The organism is Sphingomonas faeni, assembly GCF_024273235.1.
GTDB lineage: Bacteria > Pseudomonadota > Alphaproteobacteria > Sphingomonadales > Sphingomonadaceae > Sphingomonas > Sphingomonas faeni_A.
Genome location: NZ_JANBVH010000005.1, coordinates 14,263 through 36,585 on the forward strand (window position 1 = coordinate 14,263; position 22,323 = coordinate 36,585).

The window sequence follows — 22,323 nt, forward strand, 5'->3', positions numbered from 1 at the left end:
ACCAGCATGGTCGGCACGATCGCCGTCGGGGACAAGGACCGCCTCGACCTCGACACGCTCGACGCGTGGATGACCGCCAACGTGCCGGGCTATGCCGGGCCGCTCACCTACGCGAAGTTCGCGGGCGGGCAGTCGAACCCGACCTACCGGCTCGATACGCCGGAACGCGCCTATGTCCTGCGGCGGAAACCGTTCGGCCCGATCCTGCCGAGCGCGCACGCCGTCGATCGCGAATATCGGGTGATAGCCGGGCTGCATCCGACCGGCTTTCCCGTGCCGCGTCCCTACGGCCTTTGCGAGGACGCGGACGTCATTGGTTCCGCGTTCTACGTGATGGAAATGGTCGAGGGCCGGACGATCTGGGACGGCGCGATGCCCGGCGCGACACCGGCCGAGCGCACCGCGCACTACGAGGCGATGGTCGATACGCTCGCCGAGCTCCACAACACCGATTACGCGGCGGCGGGGCTCGGGGAGTACGGCAGGCCCGGCAATTATTTCGAGCGCCAGGTCGGTCGCTGGACCAAGCAATACCGTGCCGCCGAGACCGAGCACATGGAGTCGGTCGAGCGGCTGATCGAGTGGCTGCCGCGGACGCTCCCCGAGCAGACGCGGACGTCGATCGTCCACGGCGACTACCGCATCGACAACATGATCTTCGCGCCGTCTGAGCCGAAGGTCATTGCCGTCCTCGATTGGGAATTGTCGACGCTCGGTGATCCGCTTGCGGATTTTTCGTATCTGCTGATGAACTGGGTGACTGAGCCTGAGGGACGCTCCGGCGTGCTCGGCATGACCGGGCCGGAGACGGGGATCCCGACGATCGAGCAGGTCGTGGAGCGCTATTGCGCCGCGACGGGGCGCGACGGGGTGCCCGACCTCAACTGGTATTTCGCCTACAACCTCTTCCGCCTGACCGGGATCGTCCAGGGCATCAAGAAGCGGATCGTCGATGGCACCGCGTCGAGCGCGCAGGCGGAGAAGACGGTCGCGAAGATCCACGGGCTGGCGGATGCGGCGTGGGGGTTCGCGGTGAAGGCGGGGGCTTAGTTCATCCCCCTCCCGCTTGCGGGAGGGGCTAGGGGTGGGCTCGCGCTCGCCACATCGTACGCCGTTTGCGGAGGCCGGGCGCCCACCCCCGGCCCCTCCCGCATGCGGGAGGGGAGAAGCAGGAATGTCGCAGTTCGACCTGACGGGACAAGTCGCCATTGTCACCGGATCGTCACGCGGGATCGGCCTCGCCTCCGCGCGCGAACTCGCCGAGCACGGCGCGAAGATCGTCATCTCCAGTCGCAAGCAGGACGCCTGCGATAGCGTCGCGGCGGAACTCAATGCCAGACACGGAGACGGCACCGCGATCGCCGTCGCCGCCAACATCTCCGACAAGGCTGGGCTTCAGCATCTGGTAGACGAGACCCGCGCGGCGTTCGGCCGCATCGACGTCCTCGTCTGCAACGCCGCCTCGAACCCCTATTACGGACCGCAGGCCGGCATCGCCGACGACCAGTTCCGCAAGATCCTCGACAACAACATCGTCTCCAACCACTGGCTGATCCAGATGGTCGCGCCCGAGATGCTGGAGCGCCGCAACGGCAGCATCATCATCATCTCGTCGATCGGCGGCCTGCGCGGCTCGCCCGTGATCGGCGCGTATTGCATCAGCAAGGCCGCTGACATGCAGCTCGCGCGCAACCTCGCCGTCGAGTTCGGGCCGTCCAACGTCCGCGTGAACTGCATCGCGCCCGGCCTGATCAAGACCGACTTCGCGCGGGCGCTGTGGGAGGACCCGGACCGGATCGAGGCGGCGAACACGCGCGTCCCGCTCCGCCGGATCGGCGAGCCCGAGGAGATCGCCGGCGCGGTCGTCTTCCTCGCCTCGCAGGCCAGCGCCTTCATGACCGGCCAGACGATGGTCATCGACGGCGGCGTCACGATTTAACCGGGAGGACCATGCGATGCGCTTTACCGACAAGTCGATCATCGTCACCGGCGCAGGGTCCGGCATAGGCCGTGCCGCCGCGCTCCTGTTCGCGAGCGAAGGGGGCAGGGTCATCGTCGCGGACAAGACGGAGGGCGCGGACGAAACCGCCCACCTGATCGCGCAAGCCGGCGGCACGGCCAAGGCGATCCGCATTGACGCCGGGCTGGAGGACGACGTGATCCGCACGGTCGCGCTGGCCTGCGACAGCTTCGGCGGGCTCGACGTGATGTTCGCCAATGCGGGTATCTCGGGCGGCATGGCGAACCTGTTCGACACCGACGTCGCGCTGATCACCGAGGTGCTGCGCGTCAACCTGATCGGTCCGTTCCTCGCGATCAAGCACGCCGCGCCGCGCATCGCCGAACGGGGGAGGGGCGCGATCGTCCTTACCGCCAGCGTCGCCGGCATCCGTTCGGGTGCAGGGTCACCGGCGTATTCCGCGTCGAAGGCGGGCGTCATCAACCTCGCCGCCGTCTCCGCGCAGCAACTCACCGGTTCGAACGTCCGCGTCAACGCGATCTGCCCCGGCCTGACCGAGACCGGCATGACCAAGCCCGTGTTCGACTACGCGCGCGAGGCGAACAAGATGGACCGCGTCGGCCGCCTCAATCCGCTCCACCGCGGCGCGCAGCCCGAGGAACTGGCGAAGGTCGCGCTGTTCCTCGCCTCCGACGACGCCAGCTACGTCAACGGCCAGGCGATTGCTGTCGACGGCGGCCTGTCGTCGAGCCACCCGGTGACACGGCAGGAATACGGCAAGACCGCCGCCTGACTTGCGGTTGTAACGGCAAAGCGACAGGATACGCGTGTAACAGGGAGTGTGCGTGATGAGGCTGTTCCGGTCGGTCCTGTCGATTTTGCCGGCCGCGGCCGTATCCGCAGCGGCGCAAGTTCCGCCGCCTGTAATCAGCATACCATTCCCGCATGCCGGACCTTCGGCTGGACCTGCGATCGGGCCGGTCTTCGTGACCTGGACTGCGACGGACATGCGCTGCGGCGGTGCTTCCGTGGCATTCCAACGGCCGCCGGCGGTCATGCCGGCGCTCGGCTGGTCGTCCAGGATCGGCATGAAGCCAGTGGCGTACAGTTTCACGATCGATCCGACCGGCCGTCCGCTGGACATCAAACGCGTCGCGAAAGGGTATGTGGCGGCGGGAGAGGATCTCACGCCCGCGCTGGCGGTCGCGCAGTTCGCGGCCGGTGCCGCGCGGAGCGAGTGCAGCCTGACGTTCGTACCCACGCCACAACCTATCGCTGCCGCACCGGTGGCGTCGGTGATGGCCTATACGATGTTCCCCCAGCAAAGGCCGACGGCGGAGATGTGGGCGCGGGTGAAGACTGCTGGCTCCACCTGCTACGATCCGCCGCCGCAGGTCCGCAACCGCGCGTTTCCGGATTTCGACGCCATCCCGAAGCAACCGGGCCGGCAAAGTTGGAGCATGATCGGCTTCGACATCGACGAGGCCGGCAAGCCTATCCACGTGAAGGCCGTGGCGGGGAACGGCAATGCGGCGCTGGAAGCGGCGTCGATGACCGCGATCGCGGAGTCGCGGTTCGCGCCCGGCACCCGGATCGGCTGCCAATATCCGTATTGGGTCGGGTCTGCGACCATGCCGGCGCCGCCGATGCCGGAGGAAGCGAAATTCCGTGCGACCGGGGCAACCTGTCCTTCCAAAGCCGAATGGGCTGTGGAGCCGAACCTTACCTATCCCGAGCAGTTTCGGCGTCGCGCGGTGGAGGGATGGGCCCTGGTTGGCTACGATGTCGCGCCATGGGGCCAGACGGGCAACGTCCGTGTCCTCGCAGCCCAACCCGCCGAGGAGTTTGGCGAGCAGGCGGTGCGGTTGCTGACGGCGGCGAAGCGGGCACCGTCCGCGACTGGCTATACCGGCTGCGTCGACCGGGTGCATTTCCGGATGGGGCCGACCATGCGGAAGCCGGGCGCGCCGCCCGTCATATTCGATCCCCCGCAACCCGCCTATTGAACCACAGGGTTTGCGCCCGGTCCGCTTGCGTAACGAGTTTGTGGGGACCATTTGGAGCGCGCGGGCGTTTCACGTCCGACCCCATAAAGGAGAAACCCCATGGCTTTCGAACTCCCACCGCTGCCTTACGCCTATGATGCGCTCGAGCCGGTGATCGACCAGGAGACGATGAAGTTTCATCACGACAAGCATCACGCGGCGTACACGGCGAAGCTGAACGAGGGTGTCGAGAAGGATTCGGCGCTGCAGGGCAAGTCGATCGAGGACATCCTCGGCATGATCTCGTCGCAGCCGCCGCTGGTCCGCAACAATGGCGGTGGCTTCTGGAACCACGATTTCTTCTGGAAGACGATGGCGGCCAAGAGCGGCCAGGTGCCATCGGGCAAGTTGGCCGAGGCGATCGACCGCGACTTCGGTGGGCTCGACGCCCTGAAGGAGCAGTTCAACACCAAGGGCGCGGGGCAGTTCGGGTCGGGCTGGGCGTGGCTGATCGCGGATGCGAGCGGCAAGCTGAAGGTGACGAGCACGCCGAACCAGGACAACCCGCTGATGGACGACGCCAAGGAGCCGGGCACGCCGCTGCTGGGTAACGACGTATGGGAGCATGCCTATTACCTGACGTACAAGAACGATCGTCCGGGGTATCTGAAGGCGTGGTGGGATATCGTGAACTGGGACGTCGTGGCTGAGCGTTACGCGAAGGTCGCTGGCTGAGTTAAGTTCCCCTCCCGCTTGCGGGAGGGGCTAGGGGAGGGCGCGACGTACGTACTGGCGTCCGGTTAGTGCGGCACGCCCCTCCCCCAACCCCTCCCGCAGGCGGGAGGGGAGCAGTGATTTACCCTTCGGGCGGCAGGTCGGTGACGGCCTTGTCGCCCGTTTGCAATCCGTGCTTCAGCAGCATCGGGATGTTGGCGAAGGCGAACAGCAACGTCAGCGGGATCGCACCCCAGAGCTTGAAGCCGACCCAGAAATCCCAGGTCGTGTTGCGCCATACCGCTTCGTTCAGCACCGCCATGAACACGAAGAATACCGCCCAGTTGCGCGTCAGCTTGCGCCAGCCATCGGCGGACAGGCCGGGATAGGCGGTGCCGAGCAGCGACTGGAGCAGCGGACGACCGGTGACGAGCCCGAAGGTCAGGATGGCGGCGAACATCGCGTAGATGATCGTCGGCTTCATCTGGATAAAGCGCTGGTCGTGGAAATAGATCGTCAGCCCGCCGAACACGACGATCAGCGCACCCGACAGCCACAGCATCGGCGAGATGTGCCCTGCCTTGACCTTCGACACGATCATCGCGGCGATGGTGGCGATGATGAACGCGGTGGTCGCGGCGACCACGCGGACGATCGGCAGGCCGGGCGTCAGGAAGTTCACCGCGAAGAAAATCGCCAGCGGGCCATAGTCGATGGCCATGCGGAGGCCGGGGGATAGGGGGGGCTTGGTCACTGGGTTATCCAATCGTGCGGGCTAGATCACCCGCAATACGCATACCAAAAACACCGTTCGTCCTGAGCGTAGTCGAAGGACATTGCCACGAGCGAGCGGCCCTTCGACTTCGCTCAGGGCGAACGGAAGAAAAGATCACTTCCGAACGCTCTCGACGCCCGCGATGATCCGGCTGACCTCGTTTGCGTCGAACGGGCGGAGGTCGGTCATGCCCTCGCCGATCCCGATCGCGTGGATCGGCAGGCCGTATTTCTCGGCCGCCGCCACGAGGACGCCGCCGCGCGCGGTGCCGTCGAGCTTGGTCATCACCAGGCCGGTGACGCCCGCGACCTCCTTGAAGACTTCGATCTGCTGGAGCGCGTTCTGGCCAGTCGTCGCATCGAGCACCAGGACGATGTCGTGCGGGCTCTCCGGGTTGATCCGGCCCAGCACGCGGCGGATCTTGGCCAGTTCGTCCATCAGTTCGCGCTTGTTCTGCAAACGCCCGGCGGTATCGACGATCAGCACGTCGATGCCGGTCTCGGTCGCCTTCTTGACCGCATCCCACACCACGCCTGCCGCGTCGCCGCCCTCGGGGCCGGTCACGATCGGCACGCCGACGCGCTCGGCCCAGGTGCGGAGCTGGCCGATCGCGGCGGCGCGGAAGGTGTCGCCCGCCGCCAGCATCACGCCGTAATCCTGCTCCATCAGCAGATGCGCGAGCTTGGCGATCGTGGTGGTCTTGCCCGATCCGTTGACGCCGATGACCAGGATCACCTGAGGGCGCGGGAAGGCGTCGATCTCGATCGGTTTCGCGACCGTGGCGAGGACCTTCTCGACCTCCTCCGCGACGATCACGCGGATGCCGAGCTCCTCCATGTTGCGCTCGAAGCTGCCTTCGGCGAGACGGTGGCGGATCCGGCCTGCGGTCTCGGGGCCCAGATCCGACGCGATCAGCGCTTCCTCGATGTCGTCTAGCGTCGCGTTGTCGAGCCGCGCGCCGCCGAGGCCGGCGAGGTTGCCGACGAGCCGGTCGGAGGTGCGCTTGAAGCCGCCGATCAGCTTGTCGTGCCAGGTTGGGGTGGTGCTCATGATGGTTCTCGTGTTGCGTCGAGGCGGTCGGACGTGGCGCCGGTGATCGTGATGCGGACGATGTCGCCGGGTATGGTGGGTTCGTCCAGCAGGACTTCTGCGAAATTGCCGATATGCCCGCGATCGCCGGGGCGTTCGACGAGCAGATCCTGCGACGTTCCCACCAGCGTTTGGAGCCAGTTCGCTCGCGCCGTTTCGCCGGCTTGGCGGAGTAGGGCGGCGCGCTGGCGGCGGACTTCGGGTTCGACCTGCGGCATCCGCGCGGCGGGGGTGCCGGCGCGGGGCGAATAGGGGAAGATGTGCGGGTGGACGATGTGGCAGTCGTCGATCAGCGCCAGCGTGTTGGCGAACATCGCCGCGTCTTCGGTCGGGAAGCCGGCGATCAGGTCCGCGCCGATCGCGATGTCGGGGCGGGCGGTTTTCAGGCGTTCGACCAGTGCGACGCTCTCGGCGCGCGAATGGCGGCGCTTCATGCGCTTGAGGATCATGTCGTCGCCGGCCTGGAGCGAGAGATGGACGTGCGGCATGATGCGCGCCTCGCCCGTGAGCAGCGCGAAGAGGCGGTCGTCGATCTCGATGCCGTCGAGCGAGGACAGGCGCAGGCGTTCGAGCTTCGGGACATGATGGAGGATGCGCTCGACGAGGTGGCCGAGCGTCGGTGCGCCGGGGAGGTCGGGGCCGTAACTGGTGAGGTCGACGCCGGTGAGGACGATTTCGCGGTGGCCTGAATCGGCCAGGCCGGCGATCCGGTCGACGACCGCCCCGGCGGGGACCGAGCGGCTGGGCCCTCGGCCGAACGGGATCGCGCAGAAGGTACAACGATGGTCGCAGCCGTTCTGGACCTCGACGAAGGCGCGGGCGTGGGCGGAGAAGCTGGCGGCCAGATGGGGCGCGGTCTCGTGGACCTGCATGATGTCGGAGACGACGACCGGGGTTTCGGCCTGCCACGCTTGTGCGGTCAGCTTGTCCGCGTTGCCGATGACGCGATCGACTTCGGGCATGGCGGCGAAGCTGGCGGGGTCGATCTGCGCGGCGCATCCGGTGACGACGATCTGTGCTTCGGGGCGGTCGCGTTTCGCGCGGCGGATGGCGACGCGCGTCGCTTTCACGGCGGCGTTGGTGACGGCGCAGCTGTTGACCACGACCATGTCCCGCCCGGCGACAAGCGCGCGGATGGTCTCGCTTTCGGCGATGTTGAGGCGGCAGCCGAGGCTGATGACCTCTGGCGCGGGGGCGGGTGACATGCGCGCGATTTAGGAGGGGTGGGGGGGGAAGTCCACGCTTTGCGGTTTATGGGCTGCCGTTTGCGGTTTGTGCGCAATGCCCGCCTTCATCGCCGTTCTCCTGCGAACGCAGGAGCCCAGGGTATCAGACGCAGCGCTGCTTGGTCCTGGGCTCCCGCCTTCGCGGGAGAACGGATTTGGAGAGCCCGTCATTCATTATCCACCACCCCGGCGAAGGCCGGGGCCCAATTGGGCATGGTTGCTAACTACGGACTATCCGCGGTTACTGCGACCTTTCCAATTGGGCCCCGGCCTTCGCCGGGGTGGTGCTTGGTAGATGGGGCACGGTGCTCGCAGTCAGCTCGCCAATCGAGGCGCAATCCCCCGTGGTGGCGGCGCATCGCGGTCCGGACGCTGTGCCAGCAGCCGCTTCTCCGCCAGCAACCGCCGGACCTGCGCCGTGCCGAGCGGTCGCCCGTACAGATACCCCTGGCCTTTCGCACACCCGATCGCATGCAGGCGTTCCTCGATCGCGGCGTCCTCGATTCCTTCTGCGGTCGTGGGCAGGTTGAGGCTGTCCCCCAGCCGTACGATCGTGTTCACGATCGCCATGCTCTCGGGGTTGTCGAGGATCGAGCTGACGAAGCTCTTGTCGATCTTGATCCGGTCGAACGGCAGCGCCCGCAAATGCGCCAAGCTCGAATAGCCGGTGCCGAAATCATCGAGCGCGAGGCGGATACCCTGGTTCTTCAGGCTGCCGACGATCGACTGCGCGAGTGGGAGATTGTCGAACAGCGCGGTCTCGGTGATCTCGATTTCGAGCCGGCTGGCGGGAAAGCCCGTCTCAACCAGCGTCTTGATGATCTTCTGCGCGAGCCACGCGTCGCGCAACTGCAGCGGTGACACGTTGACCGACAGCGTCAGCCCTGCGTCCCAGTCCCGCGCGTCGGCGAAGGCCTGGCGCATGATCGACAGCGAGAGTTCGCCGATCATCCCGATCTCCTCGGCGATCGGGATGAAGGCGTCGGGGGCGATCATGCCCCGGACGGGGTGTTCCCAGCGCGCGAGGACTTCGAACCCGGTGATGCGGCCGGTGGTGAGGTCGACCTGCTGCTCGAAATACGGGACGATCTCCTGCGCGGGGATCGCGTTGCGCAGACCTGCCTCGAGTTCGCCGCGCAGTTGCAACGCGCGTTCCATCGCATGGTCGAACCAGGCCCGGCGGTTACGGCCGCTGGTCTTGGCGGCGTGCAGCGCGATGTCGGCTTTGCGCAACAGCGCGTCGATCGAGCCGCAATCGCCGTCGGAGTGCGCGATGCCGATCGAGACGCTGGTATGAATGTCGACGCCGTTGTTGCGGAACGGCAGCGCCAGCGCCGCGATCATGCGTTCGGCGATCCGGTCGGCGACGTTCCTGTGCGCGGAGTCGAACACGAACGCGCAGGCGAATTCGTCCTCGCCAAGCCGCGCCAGCAGGCTGGCCCCCGGCGCGATCGCCGCGATTGTCTCGGCGACATGAGCAAGCAGGAGGTCGCCGACCGCATAGCCGTGCAGGTCGTTGACGCTCTTGAAGTGATCGACGTCGATCGTCAGCATGGCCATCGCCTTGTCGCGTCGACGGGCGCTCGCGAACAACGTTGCGCCATCGTCGGACAGGCTGCGGCGATTGAGGAATCCGGTCAGTGGATCGCGCTGTGCCAGCGCCTGCGCGCGGTGGCCGGCGTCGGTGAGATCGCTCAGTTCCTCGGCCAGCGCGCGGTAGCGGAACCAGCCGAACAGGATCAGCGCGATGTTGAGGAGCATGACGGCGATCAGCGTCCGGTCGACCACTGCGGTGCCGCCGTGCAGATGCGCGATCGTTTTGACGATGACTGCGCCGCCGGTGCAGACGAATAGCAAAATCGCGGCGCCGGTGACGGCGCCGGTCATGAATTCCCGACTGATGTTGCGGGGCGCACGCGTCGCCGCCGGCTTTGCGGTCATGGGAGTGTCCGGTCCTTGATTGGTTGCCGGTGTGCCATGCGAGAGGTGTAGGAGGTGTTAAGGCGGCGTTAGCGCGGGACAGGGCGTGGCGTGGCTGCGATTGGTTGATCACGTTGCGTTAGATTGTTCTCCCGCCTTCGTTGGAGAACAAGGAAGTGAGCGCTCGATAATTCCAACCCACGCCCCGATCTTGCATCTCCGGCCGCATTCCAGTAGGTGGCCCTCCACGTTCCGTTACGGAGCGCATAGGACGAGCATCCAAGGATGCACGCTGGCCGGCGAGGTTTCGCCCGCCGGCGCTTTTGCGTTTGGTTGCGGTGTATGGGAGTATTTCGATGTTCGAAAGCCTGAGCGATCGACTTGGCGGCGTCTTCGACCGCCTTCGCGGCCGGGGTGCGCTGACCGAAGCGGACGTGCGTTCGGCGATGCGCGAGGTGCGCGTCGCGCTGCTCGAAGCCGACGTCGCGCTGCCCGTCGCCCGCGAGTTCGTTGACAGGGCGACCGAGAAGGCGATCGGCCAGAACGTCCTGCGCTCGGTCACGCCGGGGCAGCAGGTCGTCAAGATCGTCAGCGATGCGCTGGTCGAGATGCTCGGTTCCGAGGCCTCGGAGCTCGAGCTGGGCGTCACCCCGCCGGCCGTGATCATGATGGTCGGTCTCCAGGGTTCTGGTAAGACGACCACCACCGCCAAGATCGCCAAGCGGCTGGCGGCAGGGCAGGCCAATTTCGGCCAGGGCGCTCGCGAGCGGAAAAAGGTGCTGATGGCGTCGCTCGACGTCAATCGCCCGAACGCGCAGGAGCAGCTGGCGACGCTCGGCACGCAGATCGACGTCGCGACCTTGCCGATCGTCGCTGGCCAGCAGCCGGTCGATATCGCGCGGCGCGCGATGCAGGCGGCCAAGCTGCAGGGCTATGACGTCCTGATGCTCGACACCGCGGGTCGTTTGCATGTCGACCAGGCGCTGATGGACGAGATGAAGGCGGTCGCCGACGTCGCGAACCCGGCCGAGATCCTGCTCGTGGTCGACTCGCTGACCGGTCAGGACGCGGTCAACGTCGCGCAGAACTTCAGCGACCAGGTGCCGCTGACGGGTATCGTGCTGACCCGCATGGACGGCGATGCCCGCGGCGGCGCGGCGCTATCGATGCGTGCGGTCACCGGCAAGCCGATCAAGTTCGCAGGGACCGGCGAAAAGCTCGATGCACTCGAGGCGTTCCATCCGGAGCGCGTCGCCGGCCGCATCCTCGGCATGGGTGACGTCGTCAGCCTGGTCGAACGCGCCGCGGAGTCTATCCAGCAGGAAGACGCCGAGCGGATGGCCGCCAAGATGGCCAAGGGTCAGTTCGACATGAACGACCTGCGTGCCCAGTTGGCCCAGATGCAGCGGATGGGCGGGCTCGGCGCGCTGGCGGGGATGATCCCCGGCATGAAGAAGGCGCAGGGCGCGGTCGCGTCGGTCGGTGGCGAAAAGGTGCTGGTGCACATGGACGCGATGATCGGATCGATGACGATCAAGGAGCGCAACAAGCCCGAGCTGATCAACGCCAAGCGCAAGATCCGCATCGCCAAGGGCTCCGGCACCACGGTGCAGGAGGTCAACAAGCTGCTCAAGATGCACCTCGAAATGTCGACCGCCATGAAGAAGATCAAGAAGATGGGCGGCATGAAGGGCATGATGGCGATGCTCGGCAAGGGCGGCATGGGTGGCGGCCTTGGCGGCATCGGCAATGCGATCGGCGGGCCGCAGATGGGCGACATGCTCAACAAGGCCGGCGCTGGTGGCCTGCCGGGCGGTGGCGGCGGCGGTTTGCCGGGGCTTGGTGGCCCCAAGATGCCGCAGATGCCGGCCGGTTTCGAAGATTTTCTGAAGAAGAAATAACCTGCCCATGTCCGTCATCCCAGCGAAAGCTGGGATCTCATGCGGATAGGGCGCGACACCAACCACAAGACCCCAGCTTTCGCTGGGGTGACGTTTAAATCCAGAAGGAAAATATCATGGCAATCAACATTCGCCTCGCGCGCGGTGGCTCCAAGAAGCGTCCCTATTACAAGATCGTCGTTGCCGATGCGCGCAGCCCGCGTGACGGCCGCTTCATCGAGAAGATCGGCAACTACAACCCGCTCCTCGCCAAGGACAACGAGCAGCGCGTGCAGCTCGACGCCGACCGCGCGAAGCATTGGCTGAGCGTCGGCGCGCAGCCGACCGACCGCGTCGCCCGCTTCCTCGACCAGGCTGGCGTGCTCGAGCGTTCGGCGCGCAACAACCCGAACAAGGGCAAGCCCGGCGAGAAGGCAACCGAGCGCGCCGAAGAGCGTGCGACCAAGGCGGCTGAAGCTGCCGAGGCCGAAGCGGCTGCAAAGGCTGCACCGGCCAGCGGCAGCAACGAAGAGACCGAGCAGGTCGTCGCTGCCGAAGTCGAAGACGCAACGAGCGCTTCGTAAGACAGGGGGGGGGGCGGGGGGCTTAGTCCCTCCGCCTCTTCTCCGTCATGCCGGGCTTGTTCCGGCATCCACCTATCCGCGAGTCCGAGAGAATTGGGTACGCGGAACGGTGGACCCCGGAACAAGCCCGGGGTGACGAAGGCGCGGGAGGCATCTCCCGGCCCGACTACGGGTGCGCAACCGCACCCGATCGGCGCGTCATGCGTTCTTCTCTCGGTAACCCCGAAAAGGAGCGCATGATGGTCCCCGAATCCGACCCCCGCACAGCCCCCGCACCCGAGGACATCGAAGATGCCACCAACGAAGGCGTCTCCGCCGACGACCCCGCCGAAGGCGCCGACGACACCCCCGGTCCAGACGAAGGCTCCGCGCAAGGCTGACGTCACGCTCGCCGTCGTCATCGGTGCGCACGGCATCGGTGGCGAAGTGCGGCTGAAGGTCTTCGCCGAGAATTTCGGGAGCTATAAGAGCTTCAACAACGGCGCGCTGTCGCTGAAATCCGCCCGCAACGGCAACAACGGCATGATCGCGCGGTTTGCCGAGGTTGTCGATCGCAACGCGGCCGAGGCGATGCGCGGCACTGAGTTGACCGTGCCGCGGGCGTCGTTGCCACCGCTCGAGGACGGCGAATATTATCATACCGACCTGATCGGGCTCGACGTCGTCTCGACCGATGGCGAGGCTATCGGCCATGTCGTCGCGATCGACAATTTCGGTGCGGGCGATGTGATCGAGATCGAGCGCGTTCCCGTCGACGGCAAACCCGGCAAGCGCTTCATGGTGCCGATGCGTGCCGAAGCGGTTCCGGAGTGGGATGCCGACCGCCTCGTCGTCGAAGCGTCCTTCGCCGCGGAATAACAGGCTTTAGCTTCCGCTTCCTTGTTCTCCCGTGAAGGCGGGAGCCCAGTCTGGGTCCCCGCCTTCGCGGGGAAACAATCTGCCTATCTTCGCAACGGCCGTTGCTCGGCGAGCATGTTGCGGATCGTCGTGGCGGCGACGCCGGCTTCGCCCATCGCATGGCTGATCTGGTCGAGGCCCTTCACTACGTCGCCCGCCGCGAACAGCCCGGGGATCGAGGTCCGCTGGTGCGAGTCCACCTCCAGGCAGCCGTCCGCGGACGCGCTCGCACCGGCCGCGACCGCGAGTTCAGACCGGATCACCGAGCCTAAAGCGGGATAGACGCTGTCGAACGTCATACGCCCCTCGACCGTGTCGAGGGCGAGCCTGCCCCCTTGGATCGCGTAGTTGCCGCAAGGACCACCGACCCGGACGATTCCCGCTTCGTCGAGCGCTGCTTCGCATGCCGGATCGAGATCGTGGCCGCCCTCGGGTGCTATCAGCGTTACGTCTCTGGTATAGCCGCGCAGGAACAGTGCCTCGCGCATGCCGTGGTCGCCGGTACCGATGATGCCGACGCGCTTGTCGGTGACTTCGTAGCCGTCGCAGATCGGGCAGTAGCGGAGCAGGCCGGCTTCAAGCGCTTCGTCGTGGATTGCATCGGGCATGTCCGGACGGTTGTTGACCACCCCGGTGGCGAGCAGCACGCTCCGAGCCCGCGCCCTGCGATCGCCCAGACGCACGGTAAAGCCGTCGTCGTCGACCTCGACCGCATCCACCCGCGCCTCCTCGCGCACCGCGCTGTAATTCTCCGCCTGCGCCAGCATCCGGGCTAGCAGGTCCGTCCCGCGGATGCCCTCGGGATAGCCGGCGTGGTTGTGCGTACACGGGATCAGCGCCGCGCGACTGCTCCCGCAATCGAACAGCCGGATCGAGAGGTGGAACCGCGCGAGATAGATCGCCGCGGTGAGACCCGCCGGGCCGGCGCCGATGATGATGCAATCGTCCATTCGCCGCGAGCGTTTCGGCAGCGTAATTGTTCCGTCGCGCCGATCCGTATAGGTGCTGGGCGCAGTAGGCGCCGCACGCTGGCGCAAACGCATAGAGAATTGGACGCTGTGACTTTCGCTGCCACGATATTGAGCTTGTATCCGGAGATGTTTCCGGGGCCGCTGGGGACGTCGCTTGCGGGGCGGGCGCTGGGGGAGGGGCGGTGGTCCTGCCAGCCGGTGCAGATCCGGGACTTTGCAACGGACAAGCACAAGTCGGTGGATGATACGCCGGCGGGGGGTGGGGCCGGGATGGTGCTCCGCGCCGACGTGGTGGCCTCGGCGATCGACAGCGTTGCGGATCGCCGGCCGGTGCTGGCGATGACGCCTCGGGGGAAGCCGCTTACCCAGGAGCGGGTTCGCCAGCTCGCCAAGGGGCCTGGCGTCACCATCCTCTGCGGGCGGTTCGAGGGGTTCGACGAACGGCTGTTCGAGGCGCGGGATATCGAGGAGGTCTCGATCGGCGACTATATCCTGTCGGGCGGCGAGATGGGGGCGCTGGTGCTGCTCGATGCTTGCATTCGGCTGCTGCCCGGCGTAATGGGCGCGGCTTCTAGTGGGGATGACGAGAGCTTCGAAACGGGGCTGCTCGAATATCCGCACTATACCCGACCTCAGATTTGGGAAGGGCGCACGATCCCGCAGGTGCTGCGATCGGGGGATCATGCGAAGATCGCGGCATGGCGCAAACGCCGTGCGGAGATCGATACACGGTCACGGCGACCGGACCTTTGGGAGCGCCATGAGGGCGTTCGGGTCCAGTCGCCCTCTGGCGCGCAGCGACACGAGGACGAGACATGAACCTGTTGCAGACGATCGAAGCCGAGAACATCGCGAAGTTCCTGGCCAACAAGACGATCCCCGATTTCCGCCCCGGCGATACGCTGAAGGTCGGCGTGAAGGTCGTCGAAGGCGAGCGCACGCGTATTCAGAACTACGAGGGCGTGTGCATCGCGCGCTCGAACAAGGGCATGGGCTCGAACTTCACCGTGCGGAAGATGAGCTTCGGCGAGGGCGTCGAGCGCGTCTTCCCGCTCTACTCGCCGAACGTCGATTCGATCGAAGTCGTCCGCAAGGGCGCCGTGCGTCGCGCCAAGCTGTATTACCTGCGTGGCCGTACCGGCAAGGCAGCGCGTATCGCCGAGCGTCGCGACATGCGCCCTGCCAAGGGTACTGCAGCCGCCGAGTAATCGGCGCGCGGCCCGGTTCGGGTTGAAGAAGGGCGCGGGGGCGATGGTCCCCGCGCCCTTTTTCGTTGTGCGCGGGGTGGGGGCCGGTTTCAGGGGTAAGGTGCTGAGAGCGTTGCCGTTTGTTCGTAGTTCGCGTTTATGCTGCAGCACGGAAGTATAGGAAGTGTAGGCGCTGGGAAGCATTTTCGTCGCGGCGGTGACGTAGGAGTGTGAGAGCGGTGTCGAGGTGAAAGGCGCAGGCGCGGGCATCCGGCGACGGTGCGCTTCTCCGGGAGTGTAGGACAGCCGTTTAGCGCGTTGGCTAGTGGCCGTGGCGTCGGCACGGCTCCTCCATTCTTCGGGGCGTGGGAGGTGGTTTTCCGGTCAGACATGGACGCGCGGTGCTGCGCAGGCCGACTTCCGCCTCCTTGTTCTCCCGCGAAGGCGGGAGTCCAGTCTGGGTCCCCGCCTTCGCGGGGAAACAAGGTTCGCATGTTTCGAGGAATCAGCGTCCGTCGTGGATGCAGCGGAGCGCCGAGATTGGATTCACGCGAAGGCGCTAAGGCGCGAAGAGAAGGTAGCAGGGGCGAGCCGATCACTTCTCTTCGCGCCTTAGCGCCTTCGCGTGAACACCTCTTCTCCCTCAGTCCCCCGTCAAGCGTCGCGCCACGTGCCCGGCGCCAGACCCGCCACGGTCCAGTCGCCGATGCTCCAGCGGACCAGCCGCAGCGTAGGGTGGTCTATCGCGGCGGTCATGCGGCGGACTTGCCGATTGCGGCCTTCGCGGATCGTTATCTTCAGCCAGCAATCGGGGATGCTCGCGCGGACCCGGATCGGCGGCACGCGCGGCCAGAGGTCGGGCGCGGCGATCCGCTCGACGTCGGCGCGGGCAGGGCCGTCCTTCAGCAGGACGCCGCCCCGCAACCGATCGAGCGCGTCCTCGCCAGCATCGCCCTCGACCTGCACGAGATAGGTCTTGGCCAGCTTGAACCGTGGGTCCGCGATCCGCGCCTGGAGGCGGCCGTCGTCGGTCAGCAGCAACAGCCCTTCGCTATCCCGGTCTAGCCGCCCCGCCGGATAGACGCCCGGCACATCGACGAACTGCGACAGCGTCGCGCGCGGGGTCGGGCTGTTCACGTCGGTGAACTGGCTGAGCACGTCGTACGGTTTGTTGAACAGGATAATGCGGGGCATGGCGGGGCTTTAGACGGATGCCGATAGAGAGGTCGAGCGACTTAAATTACTCGCTATCGTACAACCACCGACGCAGCCCAGCCAGCGCGCAGTTCTATCATTAATCTGTCAGTGGCACCGCTTTACGATGCGGCCCTTACATAGGTTTCGTCGCCTTGGTCGCCTTGAATTACGCGACCGGCCTGCGACAAAATATTAAGGCCTAGCCCCATCTCTGCCTTGTCTTTTACCACTGCAACCCGGATGGGCGGGTTGGGCAGCTCTCGGAAATCGTGGAACGCTGTGCTAGCCTTATTGACCGAATTGGCGTTGTTCGAGACGGCTTGGAAAACTACCAAGCCCGAAGATAGATGGACGGCGGCCGACATATCCCACTTTTTCGAAGATGCGCCCGTAATTCCCTCGCCGGACTCAACTATCGCGGTTCCAAAGATGCTAGTCAGCCGGGCTTGAAGATAATCTTCAATCACTGCGATGTCGTCGTCGACGAGGCGGCTATAAACGTCTGCAACGACATTTCTTGAAGCCAACGCAACATCGCAAATCGCGCGCATCAGTTCCGTCTCGCCCGTCTCAACGAATATCCGCCGCCGATCGGTTTCGAGTTCCTCCGCTTTTGCCGCCGAAGCGGCTGCTTTAGGGAAGGAGCGTTCGGCGCCAGCGGACTCCAGTTCCCGATAAGCATACCCCCCATCGTCGACATGGAAGCCACCTTGCGAGAGCCGGATCCGGACGGTTGCGGGCGCCCCAGAAGGCATAAAAATCGGAAGAGAAACGTAAGCATAGTCCCCCCATGCGGAAACCCGGACGAGGTCCGAAACCGCCTCCTCAACCGCCTTTCGAACGGTGGAATCTAGAACAGGTATGCTAGCCATGACGAAACATATCGTACTCCCACTTGGGAGGCGGGACAACATGCATGTTATTGATTCTGAACAGTTTACCAATTTCTGTCGTAAGTGACTCAAAACTATCAGGTTCTGGTTCAAAACTCGCAGCTTGGGGCAAATTTCCGCTTCTCATGCGGTGCTTTGAACTTAGCCAATTAAGATCAAATGAGTGGTAATGCGTAACGTTGACTCGCATCCCAGATACCGGCGAGCCCTTTCGTCGTGAGTTAGTGTGCCCCTCACGTGCTGAGCGCCATTCGAACCGTGCAATTGATATCTTTCGGCCCTTTGGCCCGGATACCTTCAGCTCAAACACAACGTTGCGATCGGGTATGTGCTTCAATGCTAATCCGTGAAGCGTAAACGCTTCCTGGATAACTCCTGCGATAGAGAGTGGGGCAATAAACCACATGCCCCCAGTGTCTGGTTCCGGCTCGGACCACCCGGGAAATCCTTCAATGTCTTTTCTGGCCGCGACCAGATCGGGCAATTCCATTCACCGATGCTAGCGACGGTACTTAACCTTGGCGAGTCAGTCTTTTTCACCTTTCTCTACCATAAGGTCAGGTAACGGACATAAGGCATCAAAAAGGCCGCGGTGTTTCCACCGCGGCCCGTTCGTTCAATCAGCAATCCCCGACCCTTACTGGTCGAGGAAACTCCGCATCTTCCTTGACCGCGACGGATGCTTCAGCTTCCGCAGCGCCTTCGCCTCGATCTGGCGGATGCGCTCGCGGGTGACCGAAAACTGCTGGCCGACTTCCTCGAGCGTGTGATCGGTGTTCATGCCGATGCCGAAGCGCATGCGCAGCACGCGCTCTTCGCGCGGCGTCAGCGACGCCAGCACCCGCGTCACCGTCTCCTTCAAGTTCGCCTGGATCGCGGCATCCACCGGGATGATCGCGTTCTTGTCCTCGATGAAGTCGCCGAGATGCGAATCCTCCTCGTCGCCGATCGGCGTTTCGAGGCTGATCGGCTCCTTGGCGATCTTCATCACCTTGCGGACCTTCTCCAGCGGCATGGAGAGGCGCTCGGCCATCTCCTCCGGGGTCGGCTCGCGGCCCTGCTCGTGGAGGAACTGGCGGCTGGTGCGGACCAGCTTGTTGATCGTCTCGATCATGTGGACCGGGATACGGATGGTCCGCGCCTGGTCGGCGATCGAGCGGGTGATCGCCTGGCGAATCCACCACGTCGCATAGGTGCTGAATTTGTAGCCGCGGCGATACTCGAACTTGTCGACCGCCTTCATCAGGCCGATATTGCCCTCTTGGATGAGATCCAGGAACTGCAGGCCGCGGTTCGTGTATTTCTTGGCGATCGAGATCACCAGCCGCAGGTTCGCCTCGACCATCTCCTTCTTGGCGATACGCGCCTCGCGCTCGCCCTTCTGGACCATGTTGACGATCCGGCGGAACTCGGTGAGCGCCATGCCGGTCTGCTGCGTGATGTCGGCGATCTCGGCACGGATGCGCTCGACCGCTTCGCCCTCGTTGGCGACGAACGCGGTCCACTTCTTGTCGACCTTGTTGACCGTCGCCAGCCAGTTCTCGTCGATCTCGTGACCGATATAGCGATCGAGGAAGTCCTTGCGCGGCACCTTGTGGCGCTCCGCGAGGCGCAGCATCTGGCCGCCCAGCGCGGTCAGGCGACGGTTATAGGCATAGAGCTGATCGACCAGATATTCGATCTTGGCGTTGTGGAACTGGACGCTCTCGACCTCGGCGGTGAGCTCCTCGCGCAGCTTCTGGTATTTGCGCTCGTCGGCAGCCGAGAAATCGCCGCCGATGCCCATCGCGTCGACGCGCGACTGCTGTATTTTGCTGAACTTCTTGTAGAGCGCGGTGATGCTGGCGAACCGCTCGAGCGCGATCGGCTTGAGCTGTTCCTCCATCTGCGCGAGGCTGAGGGTGTTGTCCTCCTCCTCGTCGTCCGATGCGCGCGGAGCCCGGCGCTCGCCGTCCTCGTCCTCGTCGGCGGACGGCTCTTCGGGCTCGGCCTCTTCCTTGAACGAAGGGCCGGCGTTCTTCTCGCTGATCTCGCCGTCGTCGGCTTCGCCGTCCTCGGCCATCGCCTCGGGGGCGGGGTCCTTCGACAGCATCGCGTCGAGATCCATGATCTCGCGCAGCTGCATCGTGCCCTCGTTCAGCGCGGTCGACCAGTCGATGATCGCGTTGAAGGTGATCGGCGATTCGCACAGGCCGAGGATCATCGTGTCGCGACCCGCCTCGATGCGCTTGGCGATCGCGATCTCGCCCTCGCGGCTGAGCAGCTCGACCGCGCCCATCTCGCGCAGGTACATGCGGACCGGATCGTCGGTGCGATCGATGGTCTCTTTCTTCTTTTCGATCGCGGGGCCTGTGTCGGCATCCGCGTCGGCGGCCTCCGGCTCGTCCTCGTCGTCCTTGGCGGGCTCGGTCTCGCCGTCCTCGCCGGCTTCGTCGTTCTCGACGATGTTGATGCCCATCTCGCTCAGCGCGGCACTGATGTCCTCGATCTGGTCGGACGACATCTCGCCCTGCGGCAGCGCTTCGTTGAGCTGCTCATAGGTGATGTAGCCGCGCTTCTTGGCGCGCGCGATGACCTTCTTGATCGACGCATCGTTCATGTCGATCAGCGGCGCATCGCCGGTTTCGTTCGTCTCGGCGGGTTCCGCCATGTTCGCCTTAGCCATCAATCGCCCTCGGTACCCAACGCTCGGGCGTCTTCGTTCGACTGTACAAGATTTGCAAGTCGGACTTCCAACGCCTGTTTCTCTCTTACCATAGCCACTTGTCGTTCGAACGCCGCTTCGGTGAAGTGCGTCTGCATCGCCGCGGTCGCCTGCTTGAGTGCCGCGTCTACCTCAGGGCGGGCGACCATGATCGCGATCGCTTCGTCGAGGTCGGCACGGACGCGGGCTGGATCGGCCGTGGTCTGCGTGAACGAATAGGGCATCGTATCGGCTCTCAACAGGTCACTCGCGACTGAATTGAAACCGGACCTCGCCAATATGGTGAGCAAGCGCCCGCTATCAAGCTTCTGGTCCTCAAGTGCAACATCTACGACCGCTTCGAACAATCGCCCGAGCGCGCCGTCGATCATTTGCAGCGAGCCGAGCACCTCCATGTGGCGCGCGATCTCGACCGGGTGGCGGATCAGGCCGGCGAGGACGGCCTTGGCCAATACGCGGTCGATTCCGGTGGCGAGGAAGGCTTTCGCGTCTTCGGTGACTGGTGCGGCGGGGGGCTTCCAGCCTCCCTTGGGGCGTTCGCCTCTGGGCACGAAGGGGGCGCGCACCGGTTTGAAATGCTCGTAGAAGCGGTTCTTGAACTCGGCGTGATATTGTTGCTTCACCGACGGGTCGGCGATGCCTTCCGCGAGTTCGTGGAGGCGGCGCTTGAGGCCGGCGCGCTGTTCGGGGGTGTCGAGTGCCTCGGCGGCGACTTCGGACGCCCAGAGCCGGTCGACGAGCTGCTCGGGGGCTTTGAGCAGCGCTTCGAATGCGGCGGGGCCACCCGAGCGGACGAGATCGTCGGGGTCCTGGCCTTGCGGGAGCGTCACGAAGGCGAGGCTGCGGCCGGGGGCGAGCAGGGGGAGGGCGCGGTGGGCGGCCCGGAGCGATGCCTTCTGGCCGGCGCCGTCGCCGTCGAAGCAGAGCAACGGGACGTCGACCATCCGCCACAGCCGTTCGAGCTGCGCTTCGGTCAGCGCGGTGCCGAGCGGGGCGACCGCTTCGCCGAAGCCGGCCTGGGCGAGCGCGATGACGTCCATATAGCCCTCGACCACCAGCACGCGGCCGGACTTGCGCGAGGCGGGGGCTGCTCGATCGAGATTGTAGAGCGTGCGGCCCTTGTCGAAGAGCGGGGTGTCGGGGGAGTTGAGATACTTCGGCTCGCCACCGTCGAGCACGCGCCCGCCGAACGCGATCGTCCGCCCGCGGGGGTCGCGGATCGGGATCATCAGGCGGCCGCGGAACCGGTCGTACGGGTCCTTGCCTTCGACCGAGATCAGCATGCCGGACTCGACCAGCATCGGGTCGCCGTACTCCTTCAGCGCGGTCTTGAGCTTGCCGCGGCTGTCGGGCGCGAACCCCATGCCGAACGCGCGCGCCGTCTCGGGCTTGATCCCGCGGCGGTCGAGGAGCGCGCGCGCTTCGGTGCCGGGGAGGCCGTTCAGTTGCTCGGTGAACCAGTCGGCGGCGTCGGCCATGACTTCGTGCAGGCCCTTGGCGCGTTCGGCCTTGGCGGCGGACTGGCGGTCCATCGCGGGCATGTCCATGCCCGCCGCCTGAGCGAGTTCCTTGACCGCGTCCATGAAGGGGAGGCCGCGCTGGTCGGTCATCCACTTGATCGCGTCGCCGTGCGCGGAGCAACCGAAGCAGTGGTAGAAGCCCTTGTCGTCGTTGACGTAGAACGACGGGGTCTTCTCGTTGTGGAACGGGCAGCAGCCCTTGTGCTCGCGGCCGGCCTTGGTGAGCTTGGTGGTCTTGCCGACGAGCGCCGAGAGCGAGGTGCGGGCGCGGAGTTCGTCGAGGAATTGTGGGGTTAGGGCCATGGGGTTGCTTTGGTGGGGGTGGTTTGTGCGGCACTGCCCTCCCCCGACCCCTCCCGCAGGCGGGAGGGGAGCAGAAGTGCAGGGCTTTCCCCGGGCGCAACAGCATTCCCCTTCCGCTTGCGGGAGGGGTTAGGGGAGGGGCGTTCCGCAAGCACGCGCCCGATCTCGGCCACCACGCCTTCCATCCGCTCCAGAACGTCGTTGTTCCAGAACCGGATCACGCGGTAGCCTTGGTGTTCGATGAAGCGCGTTCGCCGGGCGTCATCGTCGGAGTGCCAGTCATGCTGTCCGCCGTCGACCTCGATCACGAGCCTGGCGCCACGGGAAACGAAATCGCAGATGAACGGGCCGATCGGGACCTGGCGGTTGAACCTTACGCCGGACGTCCGGCGTGCGGCGAGGTGCTGCCACAACGCGCTCTCGGCACGCGTGGGGTTGGTGCGGAGTGCTCGGATGCGGGTGCGTTGTTCCAATGCTCCGTCTCCTGTGTGGCGCTGCCCTCCCCCGACCCCTCCCGC

At 65.4% G+C, this 22,323-nt stretch carries 20 protein-coding genes; 10 read left to right on the forward strand and 10 right to left on the reverse strand.

Annotation, left to right across the window (positions count from 1 at the left end; translation table 11 throughout):
• Window positions 1-6: 6 nt before the first annotated feature.
• The 5 genes from NLI89_RS03595 (at window position 7) to NLI89_RS03615 (ending at window position 4,680) form a co-directional block, all read left to right on the forward strand.
• Window positions 7-1,050: a phosphotransferase family protein gene (locus NLI89_RS03595; RefSeq protein ID WP_254685896.1), complete on the forward strand. Its 1,044-nt coding sequence runs from the start codon at window positions 7-9 to the stop codon at window positions 1,048-1,050.
• Between the two features lie 124 nt (window positions 1,051-1,174).
• A complete protein-coding gene (locus NLI89_RS03600; protein WP_254685774.1) occupies window positions 1,175-1,939 on the forward strand; it encodes an SDR family oxidoreductase in 765 nt (254 codons plus the stop codon).
• Between the two features lie 16 nt (window positions 1,940-1,955).
• Window positions 1,956-2,753: an SDR family NAD(P)-dependent oxidoreductase gene (locus NLI89_RS03605; protein ID WP_254685775.1), complete on the forward strand. Its 798-nt coding sequence runs from the start codon at window positions 1,956-1,958 to the stop codon at window positions 2,751-2,753.
• A 235-nt stretch (window positions 2,754-2,988) separates the two neighbouring features.
• Window positions 2,989-3,966, forward strand: a complete 978-nt coding sequence (locus NLI89_RS21855; protein WP_254685776.1) for a TonB family protein — start codon at window positions 2,989-2,991, stop codon at window positions 3,964-3,966.
• Window positions 3,967-4,065: 99 nt separating this feature from the next.
• Complete coding sequence (locus NLI89_RS03615) at window positions 4,066-4,680, forward strand: superoxide dismutase (protein WP_254685777.1); 615 nt, start codon at window positions 4,066-4,068, stop codon at window positions 4,678-4,680.
• Between the two features lie 121 nt (window positions 4,681-4,801).
• On the opposite strand, the gene NLI89_RS03620 is transcribed toward NLI89_RS03615, so the two are convergent.
• The 4 genes from NLI89_RS03620 to NLI89_RS03635 form a co-directional block, all read right to left on the reverse strand.
• Entirely contained in the window at window positions 4,802-5,413 is a 612-nt protein-coding gene (locus NLI89_RS03620; RefSeq protein WP_368077235.1) for a septation protein A, read from the reverse strand.
• 135 nt (window positions 5,414-5,548) lie between these two features.
• Complete coding sequence (ftsY, locus tag NLI89_RS03625) at window positions 5,549-6,484, reverse strand: signal recognition particle-docking protein FtsY (protein WP_132740487.1); 936 nt, start codon at window positions 6,482-6,484, stop codon at window positions 5,549-5,551.
• A complete protein-coding gene (mtaB, locus tag NLI89_RS03630; protein ID WP_254685778.1) occupies window positions 6,481-7,728 on the reverse strand; it encodes a tRNA (N(6)-L-threonylcarbamoyladenosine(37)-C(2))-methylthiotransferase MtaB in 1,248 nt (415 codons plus the stop codon). Before mtaB ends, ftsY begins: the two co-directional genes overlap by 4 nt.
• 336 nt (window positions 7,729-8,064) lie before the next feature.
• Window positions 8,065-9,690, reverse strand: a complete 1,626-nt coding sequence (locus NLI89_RS03635; protein WP_254685779.1) for a putative bifunctional diguanylate cyclase/phosphodiesterase — start codon at window positions 9,688-9,690, stop codon at window positions 8,065-8,067.
• Between the two features lie 335 nt (window positions 9,691-10,025).
• Here NLI89_RS03635 and ffh point away from each other — a divergent pair, with 335 nt between their 5' ends.
• From ffh to rimM, 3 genes are all read left to right on the forward strand, one after another.
• Window positions 10,026-11,570 carry a signal recognition particle protein gene (gene ffh, locus NLI89_RS03640; RefSeq protein ID WP_254685780.1) on the forward strand — a complete coding sequence of 515 codons (1,545 nt, stop codon included), beginning with the start codon at window positions 10,026-10,028 and terminating at the stop codon, window positions 11,568-11,570.
• Between the two features lie 116 nt (window positions 11,571-11,686).
• Entirely contained in the window at window positions 11,687-12,133 is a 447-nt protein-coding gene (rpsP, locus tag NLI89_RS03645) for a 30S ribosomal protein S16 (RefSeq protein ID WP_254685781.1), read from the forward strand.
• A gap of 291 nt (window positions 12,134-12,424) precedes the next feature.
• Window positions 12,425-12,991, forward strand: a complete 567-nt coding sequence (rimM, locus tag NLI89_RS03650) for a ribosome maturation factor RimM (RefSeq protein ID WP_254685782.1) — start codon at window positions 12,425-12,427, stop codon at window positions 12,989-12,991.
• Window positions 12,992-13,074: 83 nt separating this feature from the next.
• Here the strand turns inward: rimM and NLI89_RS03655 are convergent, their stop codons facing one another.
• Window positions 13,075-13,980 carry an NAD(P)/FAD-dependent oxidoreductase gene (locus NLI89_RS03655; RefSeq protein ID WP_254685783.1) on the reverse strand — a complete coding sequence of 302 codons (906 nt, stop codon included), beginning with the start codon at window positions 13,978-13,980 and terminating at the stop codon, window positions 13,075-13,077.
• 108 nt (window positions 13,981-14,088) lie between these two features.
• Here NLI89_RS03655 and trmD point away from each other — a divergent pair, with 108 nt between their 5' ends.
• On the forward strand, window positions 14,089-14,820 hold the full coding sequence (gene trmD / locus NLI89_RS03660; protein ID WP_254685784.1) for a tRNA (guanosine(37)-N1)-methyltransferase TrmD: 732 nt from the start codon (window positions 14,089-14,091) through the stop codon (window positions 14,818-14,820).
• Window positions 14,817-15,209 (forward strand): 50S ribosomal protein L19, encoded by a 393-nt coding sequence (gene rplS / locus NLI89_RS03665; protein ID WP_031395442.1) that lies wholly within the window; start codon window positions 14,817-14,819, stop codon window positions 15,207-15,209. Before trmD ends, rplS begins: the two co-directional genes overlap by 4 nt.
• Window positions 15,210-15,842: 633 nt before the next feature.
• Here rplS and NLI89_RS03670 read toward each other — a convergent pair.
• From NLI89_RS03670 to NLI89_RS03690, 5 genes are all read right to left on the reverse strand, one after another.
• Complete coding sequence (locus NLI89_RS03670; protein WP_254685785.1) at window positions 15,843-16,382, reverse strand: pseudouridine synthase; 540 nt, start codon at window positions 16,380-16,382, stop codon at window positions 15,843-15,845.
• A 122-nt stretch (window positions 16,383-16,504) separates the two neighbouring features.
• A complete protein-coding gene (locus NLI89_RS03675) occupies window positions 16,505-17,257 on the reverse strand; it encodes a hypothetical protein (protein WP_254685786.1) in 753 nt (250 codons plus the stop codon).
• Window positions 17,258-17,915: 658 nt separating this feature from the next.
• Window positions 17,916-19,943: an RNA polymerase sigma factor RpoD gene (rpoD, locus tag NLI89_RS03680; protein WP_056062280.1), complete on the reverse strand. Its 2,028-nt coding sequence runs from the start codon at window positions 19,941-19,943 to the stop codon at window positions 17,916-17,918.
• Window positions 19,943-21,805: a DNA primase gene (dnaG, locus tag NLI89_RS03685; RefSeq protein ID WP_254685787.1), complete on the reverse strand. Its 1,863-nt coding sequence runs from the start codon at window positions 21,803-21,805 to the stop codon at window positions 19,943-19,945. Before dnaG ends, rpoD begins: the two co-directional genes overlap by 1 nt.
• Window positions 21,796-22,278 (reverse strand): endonuclease domain-containing protein, encoded by a 483-nt coding sequence (locus tag NLI89_RS03690; protein ID WP_368077236.1) that lies wholly within the window; start codon window positions 22,276-22,278, stop codon window positions 21,796-21,798. Before NLI89_RS03690 ends, dnaG begins: the two co-directional genes overlap by 10 nt.
• Window positions 22,279-22,323: the final 45 nt, after the last annotated feature.

Coding starts and splice junctions, on each gene's coding strand:
- NLI89_RS03595 (WP_254685896.1), top strand. CDS start 7: ATGGTCGGCACGATCGCCGTCGGGGACAAGGACCGCCTCGACCTCGAC.
- NLI89_RS03600 (WP_254685774.1), top strand. CDS start 1,175: ATGTCGCAGTTCGACCTGACGGGACAAGTCGCCATTGTCACCGGATCG.
- NLI89_RS03605 (WP_254685775.1), top strand. CDS start 1,956: ATGCGCTTTACCGACAAGTCGATCATCGTCACCGGCGCAGGGTCCGGC.
- NLI89_RS03615 (WP_254685777.1), top strand. CDS start 4,066: ATGGCTTTCGAACTCCCACCGCTGCCTTACGCCTATGATGCGCTCGAG.
- ftsY (WP_132740487.1), bottom strand. CDS start 6,484: ATGAGCACCACCCCAACCTGGCACGACAAGCTGATCGGCGGCTTCAAG.
- mtaB (WP_254685778.1), bottom strand. CDS start 7,728: ATGTCACCCGCCCCCGCGCCAGAGGTCATCAGCCTCGGCTGCCGCCTC.
- NLI89_RS03635 (WP_254685779.1), bottom strand. CDS start 9,690: ATGACCGCAAAGCCGGCGGCGACGCGTGCGCCCCGCAACATCAGTCGG.
- ffh (WP_254685780.1), top strand. CDS start 10,026: ATGTTCGAAAGCCTGAGCGATCGACTTGGCGGCGTCTTCGACCGCCTT.
- rpsP (WP_254685781.1), top strand. CDS start 11,687: ATGGCAATCAACATTCGCCTCGCGCGCGGTGGCTCCAAGAAGCGTCCC.
- rimM (WP_254685782.1), top strand. CDS start 12,425: ATGCCACCAACGAAGGCGTCTCCGCCGACGACCCCGCCGAAGGCGCCG.
- NLI89_RS03655 (WP_254685783.1), bottom strand. CDS start 13,980: ATGGACGATTGCATCATCATCGGCGCCGGCCCGGCGGGTCTCACCGCG.
- rplS (WP_031395442.1), top strand. CDS start 14,817: ATGAACCTGTTGCAGACGATCGAAGCCGAGAACATCGCGAAGTTCCTG.
- NLI89_RS03670 (WP_254685785.1), bottom strand. CDS start 16,382: ATGCCCCGCATTATCCTGTTCAACAAACCGTACGACGTGCTCAGCCAG.
- NLI89_RS03675 (WP_254685786.1), bottom strand. CDS start 17,257: ATGGCTAGCATACCTGTTCTAGATTCCACCGTTCGAAAGGCGGTTGAG.
- rpoD (WP_056062280.1), bottom strand. CDS start 19,943: ATGGCTAAGGCGAACATGGCGGAACCCGCCGAGACGAACGAAACCGGC.
- dnaG (WP_254685787.1), bottom strand. CDS start 21,805: ATGGCCCTAACCCCACAATTCCTCGACGAACTCCGCGCCCGCACCTCG.